A 15,587-nucleotide genomic window follows, 5' to 3' on the forward strand; every position below is an offset into this window, starting at 1 on the left:
CTGAAATCAGCCTCGCCGGCGTTTGAGGCGCGGGGGTCTGGGGGCGGAGCCCCCAGAAGGGGTCCGGGCGCAGCCCGGGGAACGGGCGAAGGGCGGGGCGGGGAGCAGCCCGCGCAGCGGCCCCCACCCGCACCCCGCACCATCGCCCGGCCAGGGCAGGGGCGGGGGTCCAAGATCCGCCCGGCCAGGGCAGGGGCCTCGAACATCGGGCCGGATGGCCGTAGCATCCCGCCATGCCGAATGGTCAGCACGGTCAGCCCTCGCCCAGCCAGCCGCCCGCCGGAGGGCAGTGGTACCCGCCGGAGTGGCCCGACCGCATCCGCGCGCTCGCGGACGGGGCCCTCACCCCGGTGGAACCCAGACGCGCCGCCACCGTGATGCTGCTGCGCGACACCCCCGCGGGCCCCGCCGTGCACATGCTCCGCCGCCGTTCCTCGATGGCCTTCGCCGGCGGCGCGTACGCCTACCCCGGCGGCGGCGTCGACCCCCGTGACGAGGATCACCGCATCGGCTGGGCCGGACCCGGCCTGGACCTCTGGGCGCAGCGCCTCGGGACGGACGCCGCCACCGCGCAGGCGATCGTCTGCGGTGCCGTGCGGGAGACCTTCGAGGAGGCCGGGGTGCTGCTCGCGGGGGAGACCCCGGACACGGTCGTCGGCGACACCACCGGTGACGACTGGGAGGCCGACCGCGAGGCCCTCGTGGCGCGCGAGCTGTCCTTCGCCGAGTTCCTCGACCGGCGCCGCCTGCTGCTGCGCTCCGACCTGCTCGGGGCGTGGGCCCGGTGGATCACCCCGGAGTTCGAGCCGCGCCGGTACGACACGTGGTTCTTCGTCGCCGCCCTCCCGGAGGGGCAGCGCACCCGCAACGCCTCCACCGAGGCCGACCGGACCGTCTGGATCCGCCCCGCGGACGCCGCCGACGGGTACGACAAGGGCGAGCTGCTGATGATGCCGCCGACCATCTCCACCCTGCGCTCCCTGGAGCCGTACGGGAGCGCCGCCGACGCGCTCGCCGCGGCCGGCGGCCAGGACCTGGCCCCCGTTCTGGCGCGGGCCGAGCTGGAGGACGGCGTACTGGTGCTCAGCTGGCCGGGGCACGACGAGTTCACGAAGCGAGTGCGCCCGGGAGGCCCCGCATGACCGATGCCGCAGCCCTCCCCGGCCAGCCCCGCGGAATCGTCACTTCCGGGCAGGCCACGGCCCGCGCGGTCAACGTCCTGGCCCCGAACCCGTCGGCGATGACCCTGGACGGCACCAACACGTGGCTGGTCTCCGAGCCCGGCTCCGAGCTGGCCGTGGTCATCGACCCGGGCCCCTTGGACGAGGGGCACCTGAAGGCCGTCATCGCCGCCGCCGAGCAGGCCGGCAAGCGGGTCGCGCTGACGCTCCTCACCCACGGCCACCCCGACCACGCCGAGGGCGCCGGCCGCTTCGCCGAGCTCACCGGTACGAAGGTCCGCGCCCTCGACCCCGCGCAGCGCCTCGGCGACGAGGGCCTGGCGGCCGGGAACGTCATCCGCACCGGCGGCCTGGAGCTGCGCGTGGTGGGCACCCCCGGCCACACCGCGGACTCGCTCTGCTTCCACCTGCCGGCCGACCGGGCCGTGCTGACCGGGGACACGATCCTCGGCCGCGGCACCACCGTCGTCGCGCACCCCGACGGACGGCTCGGCGACTACCTGGACTCCCTGCGCCGGCTGCGTTCCCTGACCGTCGACGACGGGGTCCACACGGTCCTCCCGGGCCACGGGCCGGTCCTGGACGACGCGCAGGGGGCCGTCGAGTTCTACCTCGCCCACCGCGCCCACCGCCTCGCCCAGGTGGAGACGGCCGTGGAGAACGGGCTGACCACGGCCGAGGCCGTCGTCGCCCGGGTCTACGCGGACGTGGACCGCTCCCTGTGGCCGGCCGCCACGTGGTCCGTACGGGCGCAGCTGGAGTACCTTCGTGATCACGGACTGATTCCGGGGGGACCTGAATGAACACGCTTTTCCTGGCGCTCGCGCTGGTCGCGGTGGCCGGCTGGATCACCTCGACCCTGAACCTCAAGGTGCGGGCCCTGGAGGACAAGGCCGACCGGCTGGAGCGCAGGCTGGGCCTGGTCCTGGAGCACTTCGGCATCGAGGAGCCGGAGCCGGCCGGGATGGACGAGGTGCGCGCCCTGGTGCGCGAGGGCCGCACCGTTTCGGCGATCAAGGTCTACCGGCAGATCACGGGTGCGGGCCTGGCGGAGGCCAAGCGGGCCGTGGACGCCCTGGAGGCCGTCGGAGCGCCCGCCGCCGCCCAGGGCTAGTCCCGCGGGGTCTTCGTGCCGTGGCGGGCCGTGTACTCGTCCGCGAGCCACGGCCCGAGGTCGTCGAGGTAGGCCCGTGCCACGGCCGGGTCGTCGACCGGGTGCAGTGCCACGGCGGCCGCCCGCCGCAGCTGGGCCGCCCGCTCCGGGTAGTACGCGCCGAAGACCTCGGCGGACTCGGCGAGGTCGCTGGTCCAGCCGCCCCACCGGGGCATGACCAGGGTGAACGCGGTCCGCACCAGGTGGCGTGAGAAGAACCGGTTCATCCTGCGGTACTCGGCGGGCTCCGAGGCGGCCTCGAACCGGGCCCTCCATTGCGGGAGCAGGGCTGCCAGGTCGCCGTTGGCCTCCCGGGCGAGCAGGCTGCCGGGCCGGTACCGGGGCAGGTGCTCGGCCAGGTCGTCGCCGAGCAGCGGGGTGCACAGGCAGGCGAGGAACCAGCCCAGGTCGTAACGTTCCTGCTCGCTCAGCAGCCGCTCCTTGCCGTACAGCAGGATGCCGACGCCGTCGACCTGCGGGAAGTCCTGGTCGAGTCCCCGGCCCAGCACCTCGGCGGTGTCCCGATCCTCGTCGCCCGGCTCCCGGTGCAGGGCGATCAGCAGGTCGAGGTCGCTGAGGCCCGGCCGGGCCGTCCCGCGCGGCACGGAGCCGTAGAGGTAGGCGCTGTGCAGCCGGCGCCCGTACGCCTCCGCGAGCCGGGCCCGCGCGGCCGCGACCAGGTCCGCGAACTCGGGCCCGATCCGCCCGAGGGAGCCCTCCCGCTCGAAGTACCCGTCCGCGTCCAGCCCTCTGTGCTCCATGGCCCCACTGTGCACGGCCCCGGCCCTGACCGGCCGGTATTTGAGGGCGGGAGCCCGTGCCGTGCCCCCACGACGCGCGGAGGGGCCCCGTCCGCACCCGGACGGGGCCCCTCCGCGACAACGGCCCGATGGGCTCAGCGGGAGCGCTTGGCGAGCCGCTCCACGTCCAGCAGGATCACGGCGCGCGCCTCCAGGCGCAGCCAGCCGCGGCCCGCGAAGTCGGCCAGGGCCTTGTTCACGGTCTCGCGGGAGGCACCGACGAGCTGCGCCAGCTCCTCCTGGGTGAGGTCGTGGACGACGTGGATGCCCTCCTCCGACTGCACGCCGAAGCGGCGCGACAGGTCGAGGAGCGCCCGCGCGACACGGCCGGGAACGTCGGAGAAGACCAGGTCGGACATCTGGTCGTTGGTCTTGCGCAGGCGCCGGGCGACGGCGCGCAGCAGCGCGGTCGCGACCTCGGGCCGGGCGTTCAGCCACGGCTGGAGGTCACCGTGGCCGAGGCCGAGGAGCTTGACCTCGGTCAGCGCGGTGGCGGTGGCGGTGCGCGGGCCCGGGTCGAACAGCGACAGCTCGCCGATCAGCTCGCCGGGACCGAGGACGGCCAGCATGTTCTCGCGGCCGTCGGGGGAGGTGCGGTGGAGCTTCACCTTGCCCTCGGTCACGACGTACAGCCGGTCGCCGGGGTCGCCCTCGTGGAACAGGGCGTCGCCGCGTGCGAGGGTCACCTCGGCCATGGAGGCGCGGAGCTCCGCGGCCTGCTCGTCATCGAGCGCCGCGAAGAGCGGGGCGCGCCGCAGAACGTCGTCCACGAGTCTCTCTCCTATGTCGACCAGCCAGTGGGGACCGCTCCCCATTTTGCCGGACGGCTCAAACAGTGCGATCAATCACAAGGATGCCGGACGGATGGGCGTGCTGTGCGGCGAGAGGCCGATCGGGGTGGTGTTACCTGAGGTCCGGGCGGGTGTCGGCGCCCGGCCTTAGGCTGGCCGGGTGTCCAATAAGCCGGTGAGAGCACAGGCCAAGGGGTCCGCAGGAGTGACGGCGACCCGGAATTCAGCTGTGGGCGAACAGCCCCCTGTGAAGGCGTCCGAAAAGGTGCGACCTGTCCCCTTGGGCAAAGGTTCGGCCAAGAAACCGGTGGCGGCGAAGCCGGAATCGCGCCTCGCGATGGTCCGCCGGGCCCGCCGCATCAACCGCGAGCTCGCCGAGGTGTACCCGTACGCCCATCCGGAGCTGGACTTCCGCAATCCCTTCGAGCTCCTGGTCGCGACCGTCCTCTCCGCGCAGACCACCGACCTGCGCGTGAACCAGACGACCCCGGCCCTCTTCGCCGCCTACCCGACCCCCGAGGACATGGCCGCGGCGGCGCCCGAGGACCTGGAGGAGATCATCCGGCCGACCGGGTTCTTCCGGGCGAAGGCGAAGTCCCTGCTCGGCCTCTCGCAGGCGCTGCGCGACGACTTCGGCGGCGAGGTGCCCGGCCGGATCGAGGACCTCGTCACCCTCCCCGGAGTCGGCCGCAAGACGGCCAACGTGGTGCTCGGCAATGCCTTCGGGGTCCCCGGGATCACCGTCGACACGCACTTCGGGCGGCTGGTGCGCCGCTTCAAGTGGACCGAGCAGGAGGACCCGGAGAAGGTCGAGGCGGAGATCTGTGCGATCTTCCCCAAGAGCGAGTGGACGATGCTGTCCCACCGCGTCGTCTTCCACGGCCGCCGGATCTGCCACGCCCGCAAGCCCGCCTGCGGCGCCTGCCCCATCGCCCCGCTCTGCCCGGCCTACGGGGAGGGCGAAACGGACCCGGAGAAGGCGCAGAAGCTGCTGAAGTACGAGAAGGGCGGCCAGCCGGGCCAGCGCCTGACCCCGCCCCCCGACTACCCGGGCCTCCCGGCGCTGCCGCTGGGAGCCCGTACGGAGCTCTGAGCGCGGGCCGCAGCGGGCGGCGGGGGCGCGGCGGGGGCGTGCGGCGCGGGGCCCCCGCGCCCCCGCCGGAACGAATCGGGAACCGGACCGCGTTCAGCGGTGTGGGAGACGGTGTTGACGAAGGAATGCGGACAGGGGTGCCCATGACGCGCGGTACGCAGGACGAGACCACGGCAGCCGCCCGCGCGGGAGACGCCCCGGCCCTCACGACGGACGGCCTGCCCGACTGGCTCGCCCCCGTCGCGGCGGCCGCCCGGAGCGTCCGGCCGCGCCAGCTCAGCCGCTTCCTGCCCCCGGAGGACGGCCGGGGCCGCCAGTCCGCCGTGCTGATCCTCTTCGGCGAGGGCCAGCGCGGCCCGGAGCTGCTGCTCCAGGAGCGCGCGGGCAGCCTGCGCTCACACGCCGGACAGCCCTCCTTCCCCGGCGGCGCCCTCGACCCGGAGGACGGCGACCCGCACACCACCGGCCCGCTGCGCGCCGCCCTGCGCGAGGCGGAGGAGGAGACCGGGCTGGACCCGGCCGGAGTCCAGCTCTTCGGGGTGCTGCCGCGCCTCTACATCCCGGTCAGCGAGTTCGTGGTGACCCCGGTGCTCGGCTGGTGGCGCGAGCCCTCGCCGGTCGGCGCGGTGGACCCGGCGGAGACGGCCCGGGTCTTCACGGTGCCCGTGGCGGATCTCACGGACCCCGCCCACCGGGTCACGGTGGTCCACCCGCGCGGGCACGAAGGGCCCGGATTCACCGTGGAATCGGCCCTGGTCTGGGGTTTCACCGCCGGTGTGATCGACCGGATCCTGCACTTCTCGGGATGGGAGCGACCGTGGGACCGCTCACGTCACGTCCCGCTCGACTGGCACGCATGAGACGGTGACCCTCGTGAACGTGCTGGACATCCTGTTGCTGGTCGCCGCCGTGTGGTTCGCGATCGTCGGCTACCGCCAGGGGTTCGTCGTCGGCATCCTGTCGGTGATCGGCTTCCTGGGCGGTGGCCTCATCGCCGTGTCCCTGCTGCCCCTGATCTGGGACCGGGTCACGGAGAACGGCACCCAGGTGTCCACCACCGTGGTGGTGATCACCGTCGTCGTCATCATCATCTGCGCCTCCATCGGACAGGCGCTGACCACCCACCTCGGCAGCCGGCTGCGCCGCCACATCACCTGGTCGCCGGCGCGCGCGCTCGACGCGACCGGCGGCGCCCTGGTCAACGTGATGGCGATGCTGCTGGTGGCCTGGCTGATCGGCCTGCTGGTGGCCCAGACCGCGCTGCCCACCGTGGGCAGGGAGGTCCGCAACTCCAAGGTCCTCCTGGGGGTTTCCCGGGTGCTGCCGGCCCAGGCCGAGACCTGGTTCTCCGACCTCAGCTCCACCCTCGCCCGCAACGGCTTCCCGCAGGTCTTCAGTCCGTTCTCGAACGAGCCGATCACCGAGGTGAAGGCCCCCGACCCGGCGCTCGCTCGCAGCGGGGTCGCCCAGCAGGCCAAGCTCTCGATCGTGAAGGTCGTCGGCACCGCGCCCAGTTGCAGCAAGGTCCTGGAGGGCACCGGCTTCGTCTTCGCGCCGGGCAAGGTGATGACCAACGCCCACGTCGTCGGCGGGGTCGTCGAGCCGACCGTGCAGATCGGCGGCGAGGGCAAGCTCTACGACGGCAAGGTCGTGCTCTACGACTGGGAGCGCGACATCGCCGTCCTGGACGTGCCCAAGCTGAAGGCCCCGGTGCTGGAGTTCACCGACAAGGACGCGACGAGCAGCAGCGACGCGATCGTCGCCGGCTTCCCGGAAAACGGCGCCTACGACGTCCGCGCGGCCCGTGTCCGCGGCCGGATCAACGCCAACGGCCCGGACATCTACCACCGGGGCACCGTCCGCCGCGACGTGTACTCGCTGTACGCGACCGTCCGCCAGGGCAACTCCGGCGGCCCGCTGCTGACGCCCGAGGGCAAGGTGTACGGGGTCGTCTTCGCGAAGTCGCTCGACGACCCGAACACCGGCTACGCCCTGACGGCGGACGAGATCCGCGACGACATCCGCACCGGGAAGACCGCCGAGCGCCGGGTGGACACCCAGGGCTGCGCCCTCTGACCGGTACGCGCTCGCGTACCGGCCGGCGGGGCGCCGCTCCAGGGCGCGTCACCGGCTGCTCCTACATGCGTGGATGGCGCAGCCGCGCCGAGACCCAGCGGGCGCGGCGGCGGAGGATGCGCGGAATCCCGAGCCGGGGGTCGTGGCCGTCCCGGCCGGTCCTGTCGTGCGTACCCGGCACCCTGGCCGAGCGGCGTTCGCGTGCGGTGTCACCGTGGTCGTGCGTCCAGCCCATACAACGAGCTGTGCCCGGGGTCCAAGGTCCGTAACCCCGTCCGGGGCGGCCAATTGGCCTATGCGCCGGGCAATTGAATGCCCGTAAGACCGTCGTACGAGCCCACTGGCGGTCCGTCAGGCGGTGTGCGGACGGTCCGTCAGGCGGCGCGTCCCGTCCGCACGGCGCGGACGGGACGTCAGCGGTCGGGCTCGGGGTCCCCGAGCCAGTTCAGCAGCTCGGCGGTGAAGCCGTCCGGGTCCTCCTCGTGCGGGAAGTGCCCCAGGCCGTCGAAGAGCCGCCAGCGGTACGGGGCTTCGACGTACTCCCCGGAGCCGGCCGCGCTGCGCGTGCGCATCACCGGGTCCAGCGAGCCGTGCAGGTGGAGCGTGGGCACCCGCAGGGGCCGCTTCATCCGCCGGTAGAACTGGAGTCCGTCCGGGCGGGCCATCGACCGCATCATCCAGCGGTAGGGCTCGACCGAGCAGTGCGCGGTGGACGGGATGCACATGGCCCGCCGGTACACGTCCAGATCGGCGTCCTCCGGGAGCATCGGCCCGGACCAGTCCCGGATCAGCTCCGCGACGAGGGCGCCGTCGTCGGCGACGAGCTGCCGCTCGGGGATGAGCGGCCGCTGGAACCCCCAGATGTGGGAACTCGCCCGGGTCTGGCCGAAGTCGGCCATCATCGCCGAGCGCCAGCGGCGCGGGTGCGGCATGGAGGAGACGACCAGCCGGCGCACCAGCTTGGGCCGCATCACGGCCGCCGTCCAGGCGAGGTAGCCGCCCAGGTCGTGTCCGACGAGGGCGGCGTCCGGCTCGCCGAGGGACCGGATGACCCCGGTGATGTCGAGCGCCAGGTTCGCCGGGTCGTAGCCGCGCGGGGTGCGGTCGCTGCCGCCCACCCCGCGCAGGTCCATGGCCACCGCCCGGTATCCGGCGTCCGCGAGGGCGGTCAGCTGGTGCCGCCAGGTCCACCAGAACTGCGGGAACCCGTGCAGCAGCAGCACCAGCGGCCCGTCACCGACCTCCGCGACGTGGAAGCGGGCGCCGTTCGCGGCGACGTCCCGGTGCGTCACCGCCCGCCCGCCGGGCAGGTCGAGCCGTACCGCCGTGGCGGCGGTGGGCGGAGGCGCGGAGTCGGCCGAGGACGCTGTCATGAGGACGAGCGTGCCACACCCACAGCCTGGTCACTCACCGGCCGCGGGTGCGGCTTGACGGTTCCCACCAGCGCGGCGGTCTGCTTGACGGAGTCCATGGTCTTCACCGGCGGCTTGATCTTCTTGAACTTCGCCACCGCCAGGAGCCCGACCAGGCCCGCGATCAGCCAGAAGGCGACGCCGACGATGAGGAAGGACCAGGCCAGCCCGAGACCGAGGTTGTGGATGCCGTAGGCCGCGGCGAAGCTCAGTACGGGGAGGGAGAAGAGCAGGAGCACGCCCGCCGCGATCGCGGCGCCGCTGCCGATGCCCGCGCGCTTGACGTCCTGCTTGATCTCGACCTTGGCGAGGGCGATCTCGTCGTGCACCAGGGCGGACATCTCGGCGGTGGCCGCGGCGACCAGCTGGCCGAGTGTGCGCTCGGCTCCCGGAGCCCCTTGGTCCACTGCGCTCATCTCTGTCTCCCTCTGTCGTCGTCTGCCGGCGGCTGTCCTCCGTCGTCCCTCAGATCATGCCGGACGGTCGGCGCGGGCGCTGGACCCGCCCGCCGCTTCGCCTGCGGCGGGCTCCGTCTCCCGGGCCCGTTCGCGGGCCGCGGCTTCGGCCCTGCGGCGGTGTTCGGCGGCCTTCTCCTCGTGGATCCGCGCCATCCGCAGGTGGTAGTCCGGGTTGTCCTGCTCGTAGATGTCCGGGATCCCGTCGCTGTCCTCGTCGCGCTCCTCGGCCTCCGTCAGGGCCCGGTACCTGCGGTTGCGCAGCTTGAGCAGGACGCTCGCGATGATCGCCGCGATGAGGGAGCCGATCAGCACGGCGGCCTTGACCTCGTCGGTGAGGACCGCGTCCCCGGCGAAGGCGAGTTCGCCGATCAGCAGGGAGACGGTGAAGCCGATTCCGGCGAGCGAGGCCACGGCGAGCACGTCGGGCCAGGCGAGGTCCTCGTTGAGCTCGGCCCGGGTGAAGCGGGCGGCCAGCCAGGTGCCGCCGAAGATGCCGACGGCCTTGCCGACGACGAGTCCGAGCACCACGCCGAGGGTCTCGGGGCGGGTGAAGACCTGTGCGATGGATTCGTCCGAAAGGGAGACGCCGGCGGAGAAGAGGGCGAAGAGCGGGACCGCCAGCCCGGCGGACAGGGGACGCACCAGGTGCTCGATGTGCTCGCCGGGGGAGTGCTGTTCGCCTTCCCGGCGGGTGCAGCGGAGCATCAGGCCCATGGCCACGCCGGCGATGGTGGCGTGGACGCCGCTGTTGTACATCAGGCCCCAGATGGCCAGGGCGAGCGGGACGTAGACGTACCAGCCGCGGACGCCGGCACGCAGCAGGAACCAGAACAGCACCAGGCCCGCGACGGCCCCGCCGAGCGCCGCGAAGTTCAGGTCGCTGGTGAAGAACACGGCGATGATCAGGATGGCGAACAGGTCGTCGACCACGGCCAGGGTCAGCAGGAAGGCGCGCAGCGCGGAGGGCAGCGAGGTTCCGATGACCGCGAGGACGGCGAGGGCGAAGGCGATGTCGGTGGCGGTCGGGACGGCCCAGCCGTCGGTCGAGCCGCTCCCCAGGGTGTTGACCAGCAGGTAGACGAGTGCGGGTACCGCCATGCCGCAGATCGCGGCGATCACCGGGAGGGCGGCCGCCTTGGGGTCGCGCAGGTCGCCCGCGACGAGTTCGCGCTTGAGCTCGATGCCCGCGACGAAGAAGAAGACGGCGAGCAGTCCGTCGGCCGCCCAGTGCTGGAGGGAGAGGTCCAGGCCGAGGGATGCGGGGCCTATGTGGAAGGAGCGGACGCTGTCGTAGCTCGCCGAGACGGCGGGGATGTTCGCCCACAGGAGGGCGGCGATCGCGGCCACCAGCAGCAGGACGCCGCCGACGGTCTCCGTGCGCAGGGCGTTGGCGACGAAGCGGCGCTCGGGCAGGGAGAGGCGGCCGAGCAGTTTGTGGCGGGTGGTGGGCGCTGCCACGGGGGCACCTCCGGTCGGTCGACGGCATGACACATGCAGTTGCCGACCAGACTTCCCGGCGCACCCTGAGACTTAGGACGTCAAATCTTGACGCTTTTCATATTTTACAGGGTCTGTTGTGTGCGGGGACCGTTCGGCCATATCGGGTGATCTTCACCCTAAACGCGCGGAGGGCGTCCGGCGCGTTGTGCGCCGGACGCCCCCGTGGGCTCGGATGGCCCGCTGCCGGTCAGTCCTCGTCGGAGGAGCTGGGCAGCTTCGTCTGGATCAGGTCCATCACCGAGGAGTCGGCCAGCGTGGTGACGTCGCCGACCTGGCGGTTCTCGGCCACGTCGCGCAGCAGACGGCGCATGATCTTGCCCGAGCGGGTCTTCGGCAGCTCCGCCACCAGCAGGATCCGCTTCGGCTTCGCGATCGGGCCGAGGGTGGCGCCGACGTGGTTGCGCAGCTCGGCGACCAGGCCCTCGGTCTCCGAGGCGGAGCCGCGCAGGATCACGAAGGCCACGATGGCCTGGCCGGTGGTCTCGTCGGCCGCGCCGACCACGGCCGCCTCGGCGACCGAGGGGTGCGAGACGAGTGCCGACTCGACCTCGGTCGTGGAGATGTTGTGGCCCGAGACGAGCATGACGTCGTCGACCCGGCCGAGCAGCCAGATGTCGCCGTCGTCGTCCTTCTTGGCGCCGTCGCCCGCGAAGTACTTGCCCTCGAAGCGCGACCAGTAGGTGTCGATGAACCGCTGGTCGTCACCCCAGATGGTGCGCAGCATCGACGGCCACGGCTCGGTGAGGACCAGGTAGCCGCCCCCGCCGTTCGGAACCTCGTGGGCCTCGTCGTCGACGACGGTGGCCGAGATGCCGGGCAGCGCGCGCTGCGCCGATCCGGGCTTGGTCGCGGTGACGCCCGGCAGCGGGGAGATCATCATGGCGCCGGTCTCGGTCTGCCACCAGGTGTCCACGATCGGGCAGCGGTCGCCGCCGATGTGCTTGCGGTACCAGACCCAGGCCTCGGGGTTGATCGGCTCGCCGACCGAGCCCAGCACGCGCAGGCTCGACAGGTCGAACTTCGCGGGGATGTCGTCGCCCCACTTCATGAACGTGCGGATGGCCGTGGGCGCCGTGTAGAGGATGGTGACGCCGTACTTCTGCACGACCTCCCAGAACCGGCCCTGGTGCGGGGTGTCCGGCGTGCCCTCGTACATCACCTGGGTGGCGCCGTTGGCGAGCGGCCCGTAGACGATGTACGAGTGCCCGGTCACCCAGCCGATGTCGGCGGTGCACCAGTAGACGTCGGTCTCCGGCTTGAGGTCGAAGACGGCGTGGTGGGTGTACGAGGCCTGCGTGAGGTAGCCGCCCGAGGTGTGCAGGATGCCCTTCGGCTTACCCGTGGTGCCCGAGGTGTACAGGATGAACAGCGGGTGCTCGGCGTCGAAGGCCTGCGGGGTGTGCTCCGTGGACTGGCGGCCGACCAGGTCGTGCCACCAGACGTCGCGGCCCTCGGTGAAGGCGGTGTCCTGGCCGGTGCGGCGCACGACGAGGACGTGCTCGACCTGCGGACACTTGGTGACCGCCTCGTCGATGGCGGGCTTGAGGGCGCTGGGCTTGCCGCGGCGGTAGCCGCCGTCGGCGGTGATCACCAGCTTGGCGTCGGCGTCCTGGATGCGGGAGGCGACGGCGTCGGCGGAGAAGCCGCCGAAGACCACCGAGTGCGCGGCGCCGACGCGGGCGCACGCGAGCATTGCGACGACCGCCTCGGGGATCATCGGCAGGTAGACGGCGACCCGGTCGCCGGCCTGCACACCGAGCTCGGTGAGGGCGTTGGCGGCCTGGGACACCTCGTCCTTGAGCTGGGCGTAGGTGATCGAGCGGCTGTCGCCGGGCTCGCCCTCGAAGTGGAGGGCGACGCGGTCGCCGTTGCCGGCCTCCACGTGCCGGTCCACGCAGTTGTACGCGACGTTCAGCTTGCCGTCCGCGAACCACTTGGCGAAGGGCGGGTTGCTCCAGTCGAGCGTCTGGGTGGGCTCCGTGTCCCAGCTCAGCCGGCGGGCCTGCTCGGCCCAGAAGCCCAGCCGGTCCGCGTCGGCCTGTGCGTACGCCGCCTCGGTCACGTTGGCGGCGGCGGCCAGATCGGCAGGCGGTGCGAACCGCCGCTCCTCCTTGAGCAGGTTGGCCAGGCTGTCAGTGCTCACGACATCTCCCTTTCCCAGAGTTTCCGTTGTCCCCGGGCATAGCTGTGTCTCCGGGCATAGCTCATCAGTCGGATGCCCAGGTGACAAGGGGTAGCCGAAAATTGGTTTAGACCTATATCACGACCGGGAGGGTCGCGGTGCAGGTCCCGGAGCAGGTCCACGAGCGTTTCCACGGCGTACGAATGGCCCCCTCCCGCTGCAGGGTGCGGGAAGGGGCCAACAGCTTGCACGGATACGGGAGGCTATCGGTTCGAGCCGCCCGTGGATCAAACGGTCTGGCCGACGCTGTCGAAAACCCGACAGTCGAAGAAGTCCTCGCCCTCGGACAGCAGATAGGCCTGCGCCTCGCCCACGTGGAAGTACATCCCGTGCAGCTCCAGCGTGCCCTCGGCGAGCCTGCGGGCCACCGATTCGTGGGCCCGCAGGTGCTCCAGCTGCTGCACCACGTTGGTCAGGCAGAGCTGTTCCACTGCGTCCGCCGGGAGCCGCCCGGAGATCCGGGCCCAGGCGTGGTGCCGGCTGCCCATCCGCTCCAGGCTGGGCAGGCCGTGCCGCAGCCAGCGCGTGAGGGGGGTGACCGGGGTTTCCGCGTGGGAGTTCAGCAGGGCCTGCATGGCCCCGCAGCCCGAGTGCCCGCACACCGTGATGCTGGCGACCTTGAGCACGTCCACGGCGTACTCGATGGCCGCGGCGACCGAGTCGTCGGCGGCCTCGGCGCCGGGCAGCGGGACGAGGTTGCCCACGTTGCGGACGGTGAAGAGGTCGCCCGGACCGCTCGCCGTGATCATGCTGGTGACCAGACGGGAGTCCGCACAGGTCAGGAAGAGCTGCGAGGGGCGCTGCCCCTCACGGGCCAGCCGGGCCAGCTCGTCCCGGACGTGCGGGGCGGTGTCCCGCTGGAAGGCGCTGATCCCGCTCGCCAGTTGACCGGCTCCGGGCCGGCGGAACTCCTGCTCGGCGGCCGGGGCTCCGGACGCGCTGGGGATCGTAAGCCCGGTCGTGCCGCCGGGGCCCGCCGCGGGGGCGGGGGCGTGTGCCGTGCGGTGGTCGCAGTGGTTCTGCCAGGGCGTCCAGGGCCGGCAGCAGTGGTGCGCCCCGCGCCCGGAGTCGGTCCGCTGGTGGCCCGAGCCCGAGCCCGAGCCCGAGCCCGAGCCCGAGCCCGAGCCCGAGCCCGAGCCCGAGCCCGAGCCCGAGCCCACGCCCGCACTCGTGCCCGCGCCGGAACCGGAGCCGGCCCGGCCGTGATCGGCGGGGGCGTATGTGCCCGGGCCGGAGTCCGCGCCGGTGGCCGCTTCCCCGCCCCCGTCCGCATCCCGGCCCGCTTCCGCGTCCGGACCGGTGCCCGCGAGGGCGCGCCCGCCCGGGCCGGTGAGTTCCAGCGATCCGCCGTGCGCCAGGTGCGAGTTCTGCCAGTCGTGCAGGGCCTCGTAGGCGGCGTGGTCCATGAACGAGCCGTCCAGCTCGACCACCACGTGCCCGCCGTGCGGGACCTGGCTCAGCACCCGGCTCAGCCGGGGGACGGCGAGGAAGGTCAACTGGCCGCAGGCACGGACCTGGTGGACGCCGTCCGCCTCGTCCAGCGTGATCCGGGTCCGGGCGAGCCGGCGCAGGGCCAGCGCCACGGCGACCGCGATCCCGACGGCCACGCCCTCCAGCACCCCGCCCAGCACCACGGCGGCGATGGTCGTCGCGTAGACCAGCACCTCCCCGTGCCGGCGGACCGTACGCAGGTGCGTGATGCTGACCATCTGGATGCCGACGAACATCACCAGGGCGGCCAGCGCCGCGAGCGGGATGAGGTCCAGGACGGGGACGAGGAGCCCCGCCGCGAGCACCACCCACAGCCCGTGGAACATGGCTGATTTTCGGCTGACGGCACCCGACTTCACATTCGCCACGCTCCGCACGGCCACGCCCGTGATGGGCAGTCCGCCCAGCATCCCGGAGACGATGTTCGCCGCGCCCTGGCCGCGCAGTTCGCGGTCGAGGTCGGCGCGGGGCGGGCGGTTGTCCGTACCGCGCTCGGCGGCGATCAGCTTGTCGGTGGCGACCGAGGACAGCAGCGACTCCACGCTGCCGACCAGCGTGATGGTCAGGACGGCGGCGATCAGGCCGAGCACCGGCCCCTGGGGCAGCTCCGGCAGGGCGTGGCTGCTCCAGGACGGCAGGTCGACCCGGGGCAGGGCGAGCCCGGCCAGCGCCGCGAAGGCGGTGGCGGTGGCGACGGCCGCGAGCGCGGCGGGCACCTTGCGCAGGGCGCGGCCCACCCGTCCGGGCAGCCTGCTCCAGCCCAGCAGTACGCACAGGGTCAGCGCGCTCACCCCGAGGGCGGCCGGATGGGGATCGGCCAACTGGGCCGGCAGTCCGAGGACGTTGGCCACGGCGGAGCTCTGCGGGCTGCCGCCGAGCACGATGTGCAGCTGGGCCAGGGCGATGGTCACGCCGATGCCCGCGAGCATTCCGTGCACGATGGCCGGGCTCACCATGAGCGCCGACCGGGCGGTGCGCAGGAGTGCCAGCCCGAGCTGGCAGACGCCGGCGAGCACGGTGATGGCGCAGGTGGTGCGCCAGCCGTAGCGCTGGATCAACTCGGCGGTCACGACGGTGAGTCCGGCGGCCGGCCCGCTCACCTGGAGGGGTGCTCCGCCGAACCGGCCCGCCACGATCCCGCCCACGGCCGCGGCCACCAGTCCCGCCTGCAGCGGGGCGCCGGTGGCCAGCGCGATGCCGAGGGAGAGCGGCAGGGCGATGAGGAAGACGGCGGCGGACGCGGACAGGTCCGCGGGGAGGTCCTTGAGCGGACTTCGCCTCTGCGGGCCGGTCGGGGCCGGGGTCGCGGCCGGGGATGCGGCTGGGGTGGTGGCTGTCATGGGTTCCCGTCTCCTCTGGGGAGGGATGGAGCGGCGGGAGTCTCAACACTCGGTAAATGAACGGTAATGGAGAGTAAAGAACAGTGGTGGGAAATGGGGGCAAATGGCCT

At 72.7% G+C, this 15,587-nt stretch carries 13 protein-coding genes; 6 read left to right on the forward strand and 7 right to left on the reverse strand.

The features are described from left to right. The first annotated feature begins 233 nt into the window (after positions 1-233). Genes ACIPW5_RS36635 through ACIPW5_RS36645 form a run of 3 tightly spaced genes read left to right on the forward strand, consistent with a single transcriptional unit; the run spans position 234 to position 2,295 of the window. Complete coding sequence (locus ACIPW5_RS36635) at positions 234-1,142, forward strand: NUDIX hydrolase (RefSeq protein WP_401254808.1); 909 nt, start codon at positions 234-236, stop codon at positions 1,140-1,142. Further along, positions 1,139-1,984, forward strand: a complete 846-nt coding sequence (locus ACIPW5_RS36640) for an MBL fold metallo-hydrolase (protein WP_401254811.1) — start codon at positions 1,139-1,141, stop codon at positions 1,982-1,984. Before ACIPW5_RS36635 ends, ACIPW5_RS36640 begins: the two co-directional genes overlap by 4 nt. After that, entirely contained in the window at positions 1,981-2,295 is a 315-nt protein-coding gene (locus ACIPW5_RS36645) for a hypothetical protein (RefSeq protein ID WP_401254814.1), read from the forward strand. Before ACIPW5_RS36640 ends, ACIPW5_RS36645 begins: the two co-directional genes overlap by 4 nt. Here ACIPW5_RS36645 and ACIPW5_RS36650 read toward each other — a convergent pair. Then, positions 2,292-3,095 carry a nucleotidyltransferase domain-containing protein gene (locus ACIPW5_RS36650; protein ID WP_401254816.1) on the reverse strand — a complete coding sequence of 268 codons (804 nt, stop codon included), beginning with the start codon at positions 3,093-3,095 and terminating at the stop codon, positions 2,292-2,294. The two genes, ACIPW5_RS36645 and ACIPW5_RS36650, sit on opposite strands and share 4 nt — an antisense overlap. Positions 3,096-3,229: 134 nt before the next feature. Then, positions 3,230-3,904 carry a Crp/Fnr family transcriptional regulator gene (locus ACIPW5_RS36655; RefSeq protein ID WP_007264960.1) on the reverse strand — a complete coding sequence of 225 codons (675 nt, stop codon included), beginning with the start codon at positions 3,902-3,904 and terminating at the stop codon, positions 3,230-3,232. A gap of 250 nt (positions 3,905-4,154) precedes the next feature. Here ACIPW5_RS36655 and nth point away from each other — a divergent pair, with 250 nt between their 5' ends. The 3 genes from nth to ACIPW5_RS36670 all read left to right on the forward strand — a co-directional run bounded on the left by nth (position 4,155) and on the right by ACIPW5_RS36670 (position 7,094). Then, the gene (gene nth, locus ACIPW5_RS36660; RefSeq protein WP_401254819.1) at positions 4,155-5,018 is read left to right on the forward strand and encodes an endonuclease III; all 864 of its coding nucleotides are present in this window, start codon (positions 4,155-4,157) and stop codon (positions 5,016-5,018) included. 143 nt (positions 5,019-5,161) lie between these two features. Continuing rightward, positions 5,162-5,878, forward strand: a complete 717-nt coding sequence (locus ACIPW5_RS36665) for an NUDIX hydrolase (RefSeq protein ID WP_401254821.1) — start codon at positions 5,162-5,164, stop codon at positions 5,876-5,878. A 13-nt stretch (positions 5,879-5,891) separates the two neighbouring features. Continuing rightward, positions 5,892-7,094: a MarP family serine protease gene (locus ACIPW5_RS36670; RefSeq protein ID WP_401254912.1), complete on the forward strand. Its 1,203-nt coding sequence runs from the start codon at positions 5,892-5,894 to the stop codon at positions 7,092-7,094. Positions 7,095-7,507: 413 nt separating this feature from the next. On the opposite strand, the gene ACIPW5_RS36675 is transcribed toward ACIPW5_RS36670, so the two are convergent. From ACIPW5_RS36675 to ACIPW5_RS36695, 5 genes are all read right to left on the reverse strand, one after another. Beyond that, positions 7,508-8,467 carry an alpha/beta fold hydrolase gene (locus ACIPW5_RS36675; RefSeq protein WP_401254824.1) on the reverse strand — a complete coding sequence of 320 codons (960 nt, stop codon included), beginning with the start codon at positions 8,465-8,467 and terminating at the stop codon, positions 7,508-7,510. Beyond that, on the reverse strand, positions 8,464-8,922 hold the full coding sequence (locus ACIPW5_RS36680) for a phage holin family protein (RefSeq protein WP_401254826.1): 459 nt from the start codon (positions 8,920-8,922) through the stop codon (positions 8,464-8,466). The genes ACIPW5_RS36675 and ACIPW5_RS36680 overlap by 4 nt, the downstream gene beginning before the upstream one ends. 54 nt (positions 8,923-8,976) lie before the next feature. Next, on the reverse strand, positions 8,977-10,422 hold the full coding sequence (gene nhaA / locus ACIPW5_RS36685; protein ID WP_401254828.1) for a Na+/H+ antiporter NhaA: 1,446 nt from the start codon (positions 10,420-10,422) through the stop codon (positions 8,977-8,979). A gap of 229 nt (positions 10,423-10,651) precedes the next feature. Then, positions 10,652-12,607 carry an acetate--CoA ligase gene (gene acs, locus ACIPW5_RS36690; protein ID WP_401254831.1) on the reverse strand — a complete coding sequence of 652 codons (1,956 nt, stop codon included), beginning with the start codon at positions 12,605-12,607 and terminating at the stop codon, positions 10,652-10,654. A gap of 266 nt (positions 12,608-12,873) precedes the next feature. Next, complete coding sequence (locus ACIPW5_RS36695; RefSeq protein WP_401254834.1) at positions 12,874-15,477, reverse strand: bifunctional SulP family inorganic anion transporter/carbonic anhydrase; 2,604 nt, start codon at positions 15,475-15,477, stop codon at positions 12,874-12,876. Positions 15,478-15,587 lie beyond the last annotated feature (110 nt).

The sequence above is a fragment of the Streptomyces sp. NPDC090077 genome, assembly GCF_044747545.1.
Taxonomy (GTDB): domain Bacteria; phylum Actinomycetota; class Actinomycetes; order Streptomycetales; family Streptomycetaceae; genus Streptomyces.